General features: G+C 69.7%; 11 protein-coding genes. 6 read left to right on the top strand and 5 right to left on the bottom strand.

Annotated elements, in window-relative coordinates:
• The coding region (locus VF536_RS16350; protein ID WP_331615923.1) for an RNA-binding protein at positions 1-323 on the bottom strand (323 nt) is incomplete at its 3' end.
• 295 nt (positions 324-618) lie between these two features.
• Here VF536_RS16350 and VF536_RS16345 point away from each other — a divergent pair.
• From VF536_RS16345 to VF536_RS16325, 5 genes are all read left to right on the top strand, one after another.
• Positions 619-1569: a helical backbone metal receptor gene (locus VF536_RS16345; RefSeq protein ID WP_331615922.1), complete on the top strand. Its 951-nt coding sequence runs from the start codon at positions 619-621 to the stop codon at positions 1567-1569.
• 8 nt (positions 1570-1577) lie between these two features.
• Entirely contained in the window at positions 1578-2315 is a 738-nt protein-coding gene (creB, locus tag VF536_RS16340) for a two-component system response regulator CreB (protein ID WP_331615921.1), read from the top strand.
• A gap of 6 nt (positions 2316-2321) precedes the next feature.
• Complete coding sequence (gene creC, locus VF536_RS16335; protein WP_331615920.1) at positions 2322-3839, top strand: two-component system sensor histidine kinase CreC; 1518 nt, start codon at positions 2322-2324, stop codon at positions 3837-3839.
• A gap of 43 nt (positions 3840-3882) precedes the next feature.
• Positions 3883-5325, top strand: coding sequence for a cell envelope integrity protein CreD (creD, locus tag VF536_RS16330; protein WP_331615919.1), 1443 nt, complete (start codon positions 3883-3885; stop codon positions 5323-5325).
• Positions 5326-5395: 70 nt separating this feature from the next.
• Positions 5396-7099, top strand: coding sequence for a GMC family oxidoreductase (locus VF536_RS16325; protein ID WP_331615918.1), 1704 nt, complete (start codon positions 5396-5398; stop codon positions 7097-7099).
• Here the strand turns inward: VF536_RS16325 and VF536_RS16320 are convergent, their stop codons facing one another.
• On the bottom strand, positions 7100-8476 hold the full coding sequence (locus VF536_RS16320; RefSeq protein WP_331615917.1) for a leucyl aminopeptidase family protein: 1377 nt from the start codon (positions 8474-8476) through the stop codon (positions 7100-7102).
• A gap of 245 nt (positions 8477-8721) precedes the next feature.
• Positions 8722-9132, bottom strand: coding sequence for a thioredoxin family protein (locus VF536_RS16315; RefSeq protein WP_331615916.1), 411 nt, complete (start codon positions 9130-9132; stop codon positions 8722-8724).
• Positions 9133-9352: 220 nt separating this feature from the next.
• Between VF536_RS16315 and VF536_RS16310 the strand changes: the two genes are divergently transcribed.
• Positions 9353-9517 carry a hypothetical protein gene (locus VF536_RS16310; RefSeq protein WP_157522821.1) on the top strand — a complete coding sequence of 55 codons (165 nt, stop codon included), beginning with the start codon at positions 9353-9355 and terminating at the stop codon, positions 9515-9517.
• A 72-nt stretch (positions 9518-9589) separates the two neighbouring features.
• On the opposite strand, the gene VF536_RS16305 is transcribed toward VF536_RS16310, so the two are convergent.
• Positions 9590-11920, bottom strand: a complete 2331-nt coding sequence (locus VF536_RS16305) for a DEAD/DEAH box helicase (protein WP_331615915.1) — start codon at positions 11918-11920, stop codon at positions 9590-9592.
• A gap of 37 nt (positions 11921-11957) precedes the next feature.
• The coding region (locus tag VF536_RS16300) for a hypothetical protein (RefSeq protein ID WP_331615914.1) at positions 11958-13079 on the bottom strand (1122 nt) is incomplete at its 5' end.

The raw sequence follows: 13079 nt of genomic DNA, 5'->3' as shown, positions 1-13079 counted from the left end.
CCGCCGCCGCCGAAGCCGCCACCACCGCTGCGGCCACCGCCGCCGCCGAAGCCGCCACCGCCGCCCGGACGGTCTTCACGCGGACGAGCCACGTTGACAACGATCGCGCGGCCGTCGAGGGCCTGACCGTTCATGCCGTTGATGGCAGCCTGCGCTTCATCGTCCGTCGACATTTCCACGAAGCCGAAGCCCTTGGAACGTCCGGTCTCACGATCCATCATGACCTTGGCGGAAATGACGGTGCCGAATGGCGCGAATGCCTCCTGGAGCGACTCGTCTCGCACGCTGTAGGCGAGGTTGCCCACGTATAGCTTGTTTCCCATGGGGGAAGCCCTTTCAAAACCAAATAACCCAATGTGCTGCTTCAACCCATCGTGAACCACTCATACGAAGGCGCTGCATTCAGGCGATCCGATTATGTGTGACAGGATTGGCGGTTCGCAACGCGTCAAGCTGGTTGTTGTTTTTCAGCTTATGCGCACAAACCCCGAGCAGTGTCGGAAGCGCTCAACAATCTCCGCCTCCGGCGCTTTGGTGGGGCAAATCAGACTCCCGAGTCGTCCGATCTGCCTCGGTGTTTTCCACTATGCGGATGCAATCCTGCTGAAATCGCACAACGTGTCGCCCATCGCACCGCCACTCCCCCTTCCGGACGAGCTTGCCGCCACGCCGCGTCTGCGCATCGTCTCGCTCGTCCCTTCGGTGACGGAACTGCTGTTCGCACTCGGATTGGGCCCCTGGATCGTCGGCCGCACCGGTTTTTGCATTCACCCCGCGCCGGCGGTGTCAGCAATATCAAAGATCGGTGGGACGAAGGACGTCAACCTCCCCAAGGTCAGGGCGCTGGCCCCCACCCATGTGGTGGTCAACGTGGACGAGAACCGCCTCGAGACCGTGGAGGCCCTGCGCGCTTTCATCCCCCATTTGGTGGTGACGCACCCGTGCGGCCCGGAAGACAACCTCCGCTTGATCGCGCAGATCGTCGAGATGGTGGAGGTTTTTGCCGCCGAACTGGGGGTCAGGTCTGAACCCGTCGGCAGAAAAGTGGCGTCGGCGGACGAAATTTCCTACCTCGAAGGAGCGCTGCCGGATGTCCCCGATCTTCGTGACCGGGCCGGACGCCTCGCCGCCGGGTTGCGGGAGGAACTCGCGGCCTGCCGGACCTTCGTCGCCTCCCATCCCGCGGCGCAGGCCGGACGCCGGGTGCTCTACCTGATCTGGCGCGCGCCTTGGATGACGGTGGCCCGGGACACCTACATCGCTCGCATGCTCGCGGAGGTGGGATGGCACACCTGGCCGCCGGTCGACGGCGGTCCGCACGGCGCGGCGCGCTACCCGGTCGTGACCGGCGACGAACCTTGGCTGGCGGACATCGACGAGCTGCTGCTCAGCTCCGAGCCCTACCGCTTCGGCGAGGAGCATCTGGCCGAGGCACAAGCGCTCTGTCCGAACGCCCGGGTGCGGCTGGTCGACGGCGAGCTGATCAGCTGGTACGGCCCGCGCGCCGCCGAAGGCTTGCGCTACCTGCGCGGGCTGGCCGACGGGAAGCCCGGCGCAAGTCCGCGATGATCGCGGACATGAGCACGTCTTCCACCGCCACGTCGCCCGCTTCGTCTCCGCCGTCGCCTGCACCGTTTGCGGGCCAGGTCCTGCTGCTGGAGGACGACCCCGCGATCGCCCAGACCGTCTGCTTCGTGCTGGAGCGGGAGGGCTACCGGGTCCGCGCCTGCGGCTGGCTGCACGAGGCGCGTTCGGCACTGGCCGCGAACGCGCCGGACCTGGCGATCCTCGACGTCGGCCTGCCGGACGGCAACGGCCTGGACCTGTGCCGCGAGTTGCGCCAGGGCCCGCTGGCGCGCCTGCCGGTGCTGGTCCTCAGCGCCCGCAGCGAGGAGGGCGACAAGGTGCTGGGCCTGGAGCTGGGCGCCGACGACTACCTGGCCAAACCCTTCAGCAACCGGGAACTGGTCGCGCGGGTGCGGGCGCTCCTGCGCCGCGCCCAGGCACCGGCGGAACCGGCCGCGCCGGCGGTGGCCGGCTTCGTCGTCGAGGCCGAAGGCTCCCGCGTGCGCTTCCATGGCGAGCTGCTGCCGCTCACGCGCCGCGAGCTCGGCCTGATGCTGAAACTGCTGAAGGCGCCCGGACGCATCCACAGCCGGGACAGCCTGCTCGACGCCGTCTGGGGCATGGACGCCGACAGTGGCGACCGTACCGTGGACACCCACATCAAGACCTTGCGCGCCAAGCTGCGCCAGGTGCGGCCCGACCTCGACCCGATCCGCACGCACCGCGGCATGGGCTATTCGCTGGAGTGACGGCGGATGCGCCTCGGCCTGCGACTGTTCCTCGGCTTCTTCCTGGTGGCGGGGCTGAGCGCCTTCATCCTGCTGCGCGTCGTGCTGGGCGAATTCAAGCCCAGCGTGCGCGAGGTGATGGAGGACATGATGGTCGACACCGCCAACCTGGTGGCGGAGCTGGCGCGCGACGACCTCGCCGCGATGCCGCCCGGCGGCGACCTCACTGGCACGCGCTTCGCGCAGCGGGTGCGCGACTATGCCGAGCGCCCGGTCGACGCCCGCATCCTCAGCGCCCGCAAGCGCACGCTGGATTTCCGGATCTACGTGACGGACCAGGCCGGGCGCGTCGTGCTCGACACCAGCCCGATCCCGGCGGTGGGCCAGGACTATTCGGCCTGGAACGACGTGGCCCGTACGCTCCGGGGCGAGTACGGCGCGCGCTCGACGCCCGAGCGGCTGACGCCTTACGGCAACGCCGGCGACCTGGGCAACGGCAAGGACGCGCAGGGCAGTCCGGTCATGTACGTCGCAGCGCCGGTGCGCGTGGACGGACGGACGATCGGCGTCGTCACCGTCGCCAAGCCGGCGGCCGCCGTGCAGCAGATCATCTTCCGCGCCGAGCGTCGCATCTGGATCGCCGGTCTGGGCTTGCTGGCCGTGTCGCTGGCCGTCGGCGTGGCCGTGACCGCGTGGATGATCCTCACGGTGCGGCGGCTGCGGCGGTATGCGCAGGAGGTCCAGCTCGGGCAGCGGCAGGCGCCGCCGAAGGTGCCCGGCGAACTGGGCGACCTGGCCCAGGCGATGGATGCGATGCGCGAGCGGCTCGACGGTCGGGAACGCCTCGAACACCTGGTGCGCGCGCTGACCCATGAACTCAAGAGCCCGCTGGCGGCGCTGCGCGGCGCGGGCGAACTGCTCCAGGATGAACTGCCGGACGCCGACCGGCAGCGCTTTGCCGCGCAGGTGGTGTCGCAGAGCGAGCGCATGACGGAACTGGTCGAGCGGCTGCTGGCCTTGTCCACGCTGGAACTGAGTCGCGGGCCCGAACATCCGCGCCCGGTGGCGCTGGTCGGTGCGGTCGACGAGGCGTTGTCCTTGCTCGGCGACCGGCTGGCCCAGCAGGGGCTGGCGGTGCGCTGGCTGCGCCGCGACGCGGTGGCGCTGCAGGCCGACGCCGAGATGCTGGCGCTGGCCATCAGCAACCTGCTGACGAACGCGATCGACTTCGCCCCGGCGGGTTCCGAACTGGCGCTGCAGGTGGGCATCGAGTCCGCCACCGATGCGCACGGCTCCCGCGCCTTCTTCGAGTTGCGCGACCACGGCCCCGGCGTGCCTGCAGGCGCGTTCGCGCAACTGGGCGAGCGCTTCTTCTCGACCGCCCGGCCGGGCAGCCTGCGCAAGGGGTCCGGCCTAGGCCTGGCGATCGTGCGCCAGATCGCCGGCCTGCACCGCGGCGAGTTGCGCTTCGAACCCGCCGAACCCGGCCTGCGGGTACGGCTCGCCTTCCCGCTCTTCACCGCGACCTCACAAACTTCGTCCTGAGCTCACGACCGCTGCCGAGACTGCTGCCTTCCGTGGACTGCCGATGGGCAAGGAGAAGGAGATGCAGATGAAGGCGCTGTGGTGGAAGCTGGTGATCCTGGGCGGCGTGACGCTGATGCTGCTGTTCGTGCTGTTGCGGATCGGCTGGCTGGTGGACGAGCGCCAGAATCGCCAGCGCGCTGCCGAGGCCGGCGTTGCCGCCGCCCAGGCGGGGCCGCAGGTCCTGCTGGGTCCGATGGTGCAACGCAGCTGCACGGAGGAGTGGGAGTCCGTCAGCGGCACTGGCAAGGACCTCACGAAGACCCCGGAGCGGCGCGACTTCGTGCTCTCGGCGGTGCCGACCGAACTGAAGGTCGACGGTGCGCTGAACCAGGAGCAGCGCGAGCGCGGCCTGTTCAAGGTGAATGGCTACGCCGGCGAGGTGACGCTGCAGGCGCAATGGGCCTCGCTCGGCGCGCTGACGCCGGTGGCGGAACACAAGGGCGAGGTCAGCTGCGAGGACCCGCGGGTGATGTTCGCCGTCAGCGACGCCCGGGGGCTGCGCGCCGTGAACGTCAAGCGCGGCGCCCAGGCCCTGCAGGTCCGGCCTGGCACCCGTCATGACAGCTATGCGCACGGCTTCCATGCGTCGCTTCCGGACCAGGCGGTGGATCAGCCGCTGACCTTGTCGTTCGCGATCAACCTGGTGGGAATGACGGACTTCGGCATCGTGCCCGCCGCCTCGGTGACACAGGTCAAGCTGCGCTCGAACTGGCCGCATCCGAGCTTCGGCGGACGTTTCCTCCCGATGTCCAAGACCATCAGCGAGCGCGGCTTCGAGGCGCAGTGGCAGGTCACCGAGCTCGCCACGACGGCACCGCGTGACCTGCTGGCCGGGTTCTCGCTGCCCGGTGTCGAGCGCGACCCCGATGCCGGTCGCGCCTATGCACCGAACCCGGTGCCCGGGCGCGAACAAGCCTCGGGCATCGTGGCCGACACACTGGCGTTCTCCATGATCGACCCGGTCAACCCCTACGTGATGAGCGACCGCGCCATCAAGTACGGCCTCATGTTCATCGTGCTCACCTTCGTCAGCGTGGGCCTGCTGGAACTGCTGTCACGCCGCCGCGTCCACCCGGTGCAGTACCTGCTGGTGGGTCTGGCGATGACGCTGTTCTTCCTGCTGCTGCTCAGCCTGTCGGAACACCTGAGCTTCGCGCTGTCCTATGCGCTGGCGGCGGGCGCGGCGATCGGGTTGCTGACCTTCTACGGGGCGGCCATGCTCGGCACGGCGCTGCGCGGGCTGGGGTTCGGCGCGCTGGTGGCGGTGCTCTACGGTGCGCTGTTCATCCTGCTGAACCTGGAGAAGGCCTCGCTGGTGGTCGGCGCCTCGCTGCTCTTCGCGGTGCTGGCGGCGGTCATGACGCTGACGCGGCGCATCGACTGGTACGCGCTGAACGGGCGCACTGCGGAGCGGCCGGAAGAAGAGCCCATCGGCTCTTGGTGACAACGTGGTTGCCTGCCGCCCGTGGCTCGGTCAGCATGGGTCTTCACAGACCCGTCACGACAAGAGAGACATGGGCGGAGACAACCCAAGCAAAGACCGCGAAGCGGCGCTCGAGACCGCCTCGGGCCGCTTCGACTACATCGTCGTGGGCGCCGGCACCGCCGGCTGCCTGCTCGCCAACCGGCTCAGCGCCGACACGTCCAAGCGCGTGCTGCTGCTCGAGGCCGGCGGCCGCGACGACTACCACTGGATCCACATCCCCGTCGGCTACCTGTACTGCATCGGCAATCCGCGCACGGACTGGCTGTTCAAGACGGAGCCCGACGCGGGCCTGAACGGGCGCAGCCTGCGCTACCCCCGCGGCAAGGTGCTGGGCGGGAGCTCGAGCATCAACGGGATGATCTACATGCGGGGCCAGACCCGCGACTACGACGGCTGGGCCGACGCGGCCGGCGACGAGGCGTGGCGCTGGGACGCGGTGCTGCCGTATTTCCGTGAGCATGAGGACCATTGGCGACTGGACGACGGCGCCGAACGTCCGCCCGGTTTCGACCCTGCCATGCATGGGCACGGCGGAGAGTGGCGGGTCGAGAAGCAGCGGCTGCGCTGGGCAGTGCTGGACGCCTTCGCGGCGGCGGCCCAGGAAGCCGGCATTCCCGCGACGCCGGACTTCAATCGCGGCAACAACGAGGGCGTCGGCTACTTCGAGGTCAACCAGCGCAACGGCTGGCGCTGGAACACGGCGAAGGCCTTCCTGCGGCCGGCCTGCTACCGGCGCCCCAACTTCGAGATGTGGACCGGCGCGCACGCGCAGCGGCTGCTGTTCGAGCAGGTCGACGGAGCGGTCCGGTGCGACGGGGTGCTCGTGCGCACGCCTCAGGGGCTGGAGACGGTCCGCTTGAACCCGGGCGGTGAAGTGCTGCTCGCGGCCGGGGCGATCGGTTCGCCGCAGCTGCTGCAGCTGTCGGGCCTCGGGCCGGCGGCGCTGCTGCAACAGCACGGCATCGAGGTCGTGAAGGACCTGCCCGGCGTCGGCGCCAACCTCCAGGACCACCTGCAGATCCGCGCGGTCTTCCAGGTCGACGGCGTCAGCACGCTCAACACCTTGGCGTCGAGCTGGTTCGGCAAGGCGCGCATCGGACTCGAGTACGCCTTGCGCCGCACCGGGCCCATGAGCATGGCGCCTTCGCAGCTCGGCGCGTTCGCGAAGAGCGGACCGGACAAGGACTGGCCCGATCTGCAGTACCACGTGCAACCGCTGTCGCTGGACGCCTTCGGCGAGCCGCTGCACGCGTTCAACGCGTTCACGGCCAGTGTCTGCAACCTGAATCCCACGAGCCGGGGCACGGTGGCGATCCGCAGCGCGGATGCGGCCGATGCGCCGCTGATCGCGCCCAATTACCTCAGCACCGCCGAGGATCGCGAGATTGCTGCGCGCAGTCTGCGACTGACGCGGCGCATCGTCGAGCAGCCGGCGCTGTCGCGTTACCGGCCGCGCGAGCACAAGCCGGGCGTGGAGTTCCAGACCGATGAGGAGTTGGCCCGCCTGGCCGGCGACATCGCGACGACGATCTTCCATCCGGTCGGCACCTGCCGCATGGGCCGGGCGGACGACGAGACTGCCGTCGTCGACAGCCGCCTGCGCGTGCGTGGGGTGGCCGGTCTGCGCGTCATTGACGCCAGCGTCATGCCGACGATCACCAGCGGGAACACGAATTCGCCCACGCTGATGATCGCGGAGCGCGCCGCCGCGTGGCTGCGCGCGGGGGAGTGATCAGGCGCTGAAACGTTCCTCGATGTAGGCCAGCAGCGTCCGGATCGTCTGGGCTTCGCCGCCGACCGGGCGACCCGGTCTCGCGATGTCGTTCCAGGCGAACAGGTCGATGTGCAGCCAGTCCTGTTCGGCGGGAATGAAGGCCTCGAGGAACAGGGCCGCGTTGATCGCGCCGCCCAGCGCGTTGCGGCCGGTGTTCACGATGTCGGCGATGCTGGAGGTGATGCCTTCCTTGTACGGCGCCCACAGCGGCATGTGCCACAGCGGGTCGTCCATCTTCAGGCCCAGGTCGACGAGATCGCGCGCCGTGTCCATGTGCTTGGAGAACAGCGCCGGCAGCTGCGCGCCCAGCGCGATGCGGGCCGCGCCGGTCAGCGTGGCCAGGTCGATGATCAGTTCGGGCCTGGACTCGGTGGCGTAGGCCAGCGCGTCGCACAGGATCACGCGGCCTTCGGCGTCGGTGTTGCCGATCTCGATGTGCAGGCCGGCGCGGGTCTTGATCACGTCGCCCGGACGGTAGGCGTTGCCGCTGATCGAGTTCTCCACCGCCGGGATCAGCACCTGCAGGCGCACCGGCAGCTTCAGCGCCATGATCAGCGTGGCCAGGCCCAGCGTGTTGGCCGCGCCGCCCATGTCCTTCTTCATCTGGCGCATGCCGTCGGCGGGCTTGATGTCCAGGCCGCCGGTGTCGAAGCACACACCCTTGCCGACGAGGGTCAGCCGGGGATGCTTGTCGCTGCCCCAGTTCAGCTCGATCAGGCGCGGCGCGCGGGTGCTCGCGCGGCCGACGGCGTGGATCGCCGGGAAGTTCTTCTTCAGCAGGTCGTCGCCGACGATCTCCTTGAACTTCGCGCCGTGCTGCTTGCCGACGACGGCCGCGGCCTTGGACAGCTCTTCCGGCCCCATGTGCTCGGCAGGCGTGTTGACCAGATCGCGCACCGCGGTCATCGCGGTGGCGATCGCCAGACCGCGCTGGCCGTCCGGGCTGCTCTTGATCAGCAACTGCGCCGGTTCGCGCTTGCGCGGCTTGTAGAGGTCGAACTGGTAGCAGCCCAGTTCCCAGGACAGGGCGGCGGCCTCGTCCTGCAGCGGCAGGCCGTCGGGCGAGAGCGTGTAGGCGCCTTCAGGCAGCGCGAGCGGCAGTGCCGACAGCGCGAACGGGTGGGCGGCGTGGGCCACGCCGGCGAAGACCTGCGCCAGCTTGCCGTCTTCGCCCGGCACCAGGGCGAAGGTGTCCGGCGCGGCGGAGAAGCCCAAGGTCGCCAGCCATTGCTGGGTGCGCTTGGGCAGCTTCGGGGCCAGGGCCTGGTAGGCGGCGCGATCTAGCGCCAGGATGGGCGTGGCGCGAGCCACCGAGTTCTTGAATTGGACGTTCATCGATGCACCGGCCTGCCGCGGGTCGCGCGGACAGCCGACCTTGGGGTTGGCGGTGAGTCATTCTCGCTCGGGCTGCCGCACTTCCGCCGCCGCTGGCCCTCACCCCACCCTCTCCCGCAGTGCGGGAGAGGGTGCCACCCCAGTGCTCCTGCTACGAATGGCTCGGTGCATTCTCACTCCCTCTCCCGCTTGCGGGAGAGGGTGGGGGTGAGGGGCGCGCGCAGCGCGCGGGGTCGGGGAACCGCTCAGCAGGACTGCCGCAGACGCGACAGCAGCGATTGCGCGGCCGCGGCTGTGCCGGCCGGCGCATTGGGACTGGCGGCGGACATCGCCGGGTTGTCCTGAGCGGCCTGGATCAAGCGCTGGGCCGCGGCCGGCCCGGGCAGCACCGGCCCGATGAAGCACACCCGCTCCCCCTGGCCGATCAGCAGCGTCGGAAACGTCTCGACCTCCAGATCGTCGACCAGTTCCGAATCGTCCTCGATGTCCACCCACAGGAACCGGGCGCCCGGATGCTGCTGGCGCAGCGTGGCGAAGTCGTCCCGATAGGTGTCGCAGGTCCGGCACCAGGCGGCGCACAGGCAGGCGACCAGCAGGTCGGACGACCCCTCGGAAGCGGGCGCCGGCACGGGCGAGGAAGAGGGAATGGCGGACATGGGCCCGGAGCTTAGCCGAGATGTCTTCGGCTCGAATCTGTTCGCAATACGTCCAAAGCACCGTTTTGGTGCCTGGCGCGTGCCGATGGCGCGAGCTTTGTTCAGATTTGTGAGGAGGCTGTCAACGACCTCCCGACGGCTTGCGTTAGCTGGCACAAAGCGGTCATTGCAAGCGGTCTTCCCCCGCCACGCCGCCTGAAAGCCAAGAAGGTCCCCGACCATGATGAAGTCCCAAACCCGCACCGAATCCCAGCCGCGCCGCCTGCCGATGCCGGAACTGGCGCAGCACGACAAGGGTCGCAAGCACGAAGCCTTCGAAGTCGCCAGCCTGGGCTGCGACCGCCGCAGCGTCGCGCGCGCCCTGCGCTTCGACCGCAAGCGCTGATTCCGGGAGCCGGGCCGCCCCAATTCCGGGCGGCGGCCCCGACCCCCTCACCGCGCTTGTCCCCTCGCGCCGTCAGTCCTCGTCGTCCGGAGACTGCAACGGCGCCAGCAGCCGGTCGATCTCGTCGGCGCTGAACTTCTCCAGACGTTCTCCCCCATCGCGGCCCAGCAGGCCGTCCGCCAGCGCCCGCTTGCGGGCCTGCAGTTCGAGCATCCGCTCCTCGATCGAGCCCTCGATCGCCAGCTGATGAACGAACACCGGACGGGTCTGGCCGATCCGGTGCGCCCGCGCGTGCGCCTGCGCGTCGACCGCCGGGTTCCACCAGGGGTCGACCTGGATGACGGTGTCCGCCGCCGTCAGCGTCAGACCGACACCCCCCGCCTTCAGGCTGACCAGCATCAGCGGCGCCTCGCCCGCCTGGAAGCGCCGGACCACCTCCCCCCGCCTGCCTTCCGGCGTCTCGCCGGTCAGCTTCATCAGCGGGATCCGCAGTTCGGCCATCGCGTCCTCGATCAGGGCCAGCATGCCGGTGAACTGGGAAAAGATCAGGATCGTCCGCCCCTGGGCGATCATCTCGGGCACCTTCTCCTGGATCCATGCCAGCTTGGCGGCTTCCATCCCCTGGGGGAGCGTGATGCCCGGCACCAGCCGCGGATCGCAGCAGACCTGGCGCAGCTTCAACATCGCGTCCAGCACCGACATCAGGCCGGTACCGAAGATCTCCGAATCCTTCAACAGCCGCCGCACGAGGTGGTCGGCGCCGATCCGGACGCTTTCGTACAGCTGGCGCTGACGTCCCTGCAAGGGGATGCGCTGGGTGAGGACGGTCATCGGCGGAAGGTCCTTGGCGACCTCCTCCTTCAGGCGCCGGAGGATGAAGGGCCGGACCCGGGAGGCCAGCTCCCGGGCGCGCCGCGCGTCGCCGGTCTGCTCGATCGGCTTGCGCCAGTGCCGCGCGAAGGAGCGCGCCTCGCCGAGGTAGCCCGGCATCAGGAAGTCGAACTGGGTCCAGAGCTCGCCGAGGTGGTTCTCCAGCGGCGTGCCGGTGAGCACCAGGCGCTGGTTCGCCTGGAGCCGGCGAAGCGCCCGCGCCGCCCGCGAGCGGGGGTTCTTCACCGCTTGCGCCTCGTCCAGCACCAGCACCGAAAACTTCGGCTTCGAGAGCGCGCGCACCTCGCGCCACGCGAGGCCGTAACTGCACAGCAGCAGGTCGATGTCGCCGAGACGCTTCATCACCTGCGCGCGCTCGGCCGGATCGGACAAGGTCGCCACCCGCAGATCGGGCGCGACCCGCACGGCTTCCTGCGTCCAGTTGAAGATCAGGGAGGTCGGCGCGACGACCAGCGCCGGCGCCGTCAGCCGCCCGGCCTGCTTCTCGACCATCAGATGGGCCAGCGCCTGCGCGGTCTTGCCCAGGCCCATGTCGTCGGCCAGGATGCCGCCGAGTTCCTGGCGCGCCAGATATTGGAGCCAGGCCAGACCCTGCAGTTGATAGGGGCGCAGCGTGATCCCCAAACCGTCCGGCGCGATCGATGCCGGCGGCGGACCCGCGTCCCGCAGGCGTTCCCACATCGTACGCAGCTCGTCGGCGCCGAAGACCTGCCAGCGGCTGTCCGGCACGTCGAGCGCCGCCAGCCGCGCCGCCTCCCACGAAGTGAGCTTCACCGGGCCGCGCCGTGAGCGTTGCGCGACTAGGACATCCAGCAGGTTGAGCATCAGGCGTTTCAGCGGCGCCGCCGTCGAATGCAGGCGTCGTCCGCCGGGCGCCTTCAAGCTGATGATGGCGTCGTCGGCTATGCCGGCGATTGCGTCGGCATAGAGCCAGCGGCGGTCCTTGCGCAACAGGTCCCAGATCATCGGCGCGAGGTCGACGCGCTGACCTTGGACCGTCACGCCCAGGCTCAGCATCCACGAGCCCTTGCGGCGCGAGAGCGCCAGGGTCGGCAGGCGGTCGCCCGCGCCAGGCGCGATGGCGGTCTGGACGTCGACCGGCTCCTGGTCCTCCGGCTGGATCTCCAGCGACCACGCGTCGATCGCGACGCTGTGGTGCGCGAAGCCGGGCAGGAAGTCGATCTCCCAGCCGAGCTTGCGCAACCGGGGCACCTCGTCGGCGGCGAAGTCGGGGAACAGGTCTTCCTGCTCCAGCGTCCAGCACGGGGTCAGGCCTCGCCCGAAGGAGGCGTCGCGCCATTGCAGCATCTCGACATCCACCGGGTGCAGCGGCAGCGCCTGCCACTGCTCCAGCGCCGCGGGATTCGAGGGCCAGCGTTCCAGCCGCAGCAGCGACACGCGATCGCCGCGTGGGCCCAGCTTGCCGTGCGGTCGCAGGCCGAGCAGGCCGTCGCCGCGGTTCAGCGTCTGCAGGATCAGTTTCGGAGGGAGCGGAGAGGGCGGCGCGGTCATCGAAGAGGCATTGTCGACGCGCCGCCGACCGGCGGACTCAACCCTCCTTGCTGTCCCTGCTCTCCTTGCCGTCCTTCGGCGTGCGCGCCTTCGGCAGGCCTGTCTTCGCGTAGTCCGCCGGCACGCGCATCAGCGTGGCCTCGGGTTCGGCGCGGCGGATGTTGCGCAACTGATAGTTCTGCTCCCCGCTGCGCGGATCCTTGGTCTGGACGCTGACGGTGACCTTGAGGTCCGGGGAGGTCCACACCTCGCGGGAGATCACGATCGGCTTCTCGTTGCCGATCTTGCCGGCGGGGATGGTGCGCGTCGTGCGTCCGCCGGTGACCTTGAGGCCGTCGATCTCCTTGGGCGGCAGGTTGTTCGGTGGCGTGTCCTGTCCGTTGAGGATCAGCGGCTCGATCCGCATCGCCACCCCCGGGGGCAGGGGCGACATCGGCGCCATCGGACCCAGGGAACCCGGCGGCGTCTCGACGCGGATGACGCGGACCTCCTGGCTGCTTTCACCCGGGGCGATCACGACCGGCGTCGCGATGCGCGTGTTGACGTGAACCGTGGGTGCCGCCGGCGCGGCCGGGGCGCTCGGGGGTTTCGGCGCCTCGGCGCGCTGCGCCGTCTCGCCATGGCCGAAGTTTTCGCGCGCCCAGTCGCGCATCCGTCGACCGTACTCGCGCATCTTGTCGTTGTAGTCCCGCATCTTGTCCTGGTACTCGCGCATGCGTTCGCCGTACTCGCGCTGGGCCTCGGCGTCCACGCGGCCGCCGCCGAGATAACGCGCGGTCTTGCGTTCGGGATCGAGCAGCCAGTTCTCACCGCTGACGGCGTCGCGGAGATAGACCACCTTGCGCCCCTGGCGTTCGACTTCCTGGCGCGTCCGGCCTTCGCCGTCGCGGCACAGCTGGCTGGTCTGCTGATGGACGATGCGATTGCCGTCGGCCAGCGGCTGGACGGTCTCATGCACGGCCTGGGCGCAGTACGGCGCGCCCTTGACGACGCGTTCCGCGCTGAGGATGTGCATCGCGACGCCGGATTCGGCGATCAGTTCGGCGACGTCGGGCACCGGCGGCGTCGGCGGAACGGGCGGCACGACGGCGGGCGGCGCGGGCGGCACGGGTCGGGCGTCCGGATCCGGCGACGCCTGTGCGGCGGGCTGGGCCTGGAC

It is taken from the genome of Roseateles sp., from assembly GCF_036486225.1.
In the GTDB taxonomy this organism is placed as follows: domain Bacteria; phylum Pseudomonadota; class Gammaproteobacteria; order Burkholderiales; family Burkholderiaceae_C; genus Roseateles.
The sequence above is the reverse complement of the archived record's forward strand: the minus strand, read 5'-3'. Positions and strand labels throughout refer to the sequence as shown.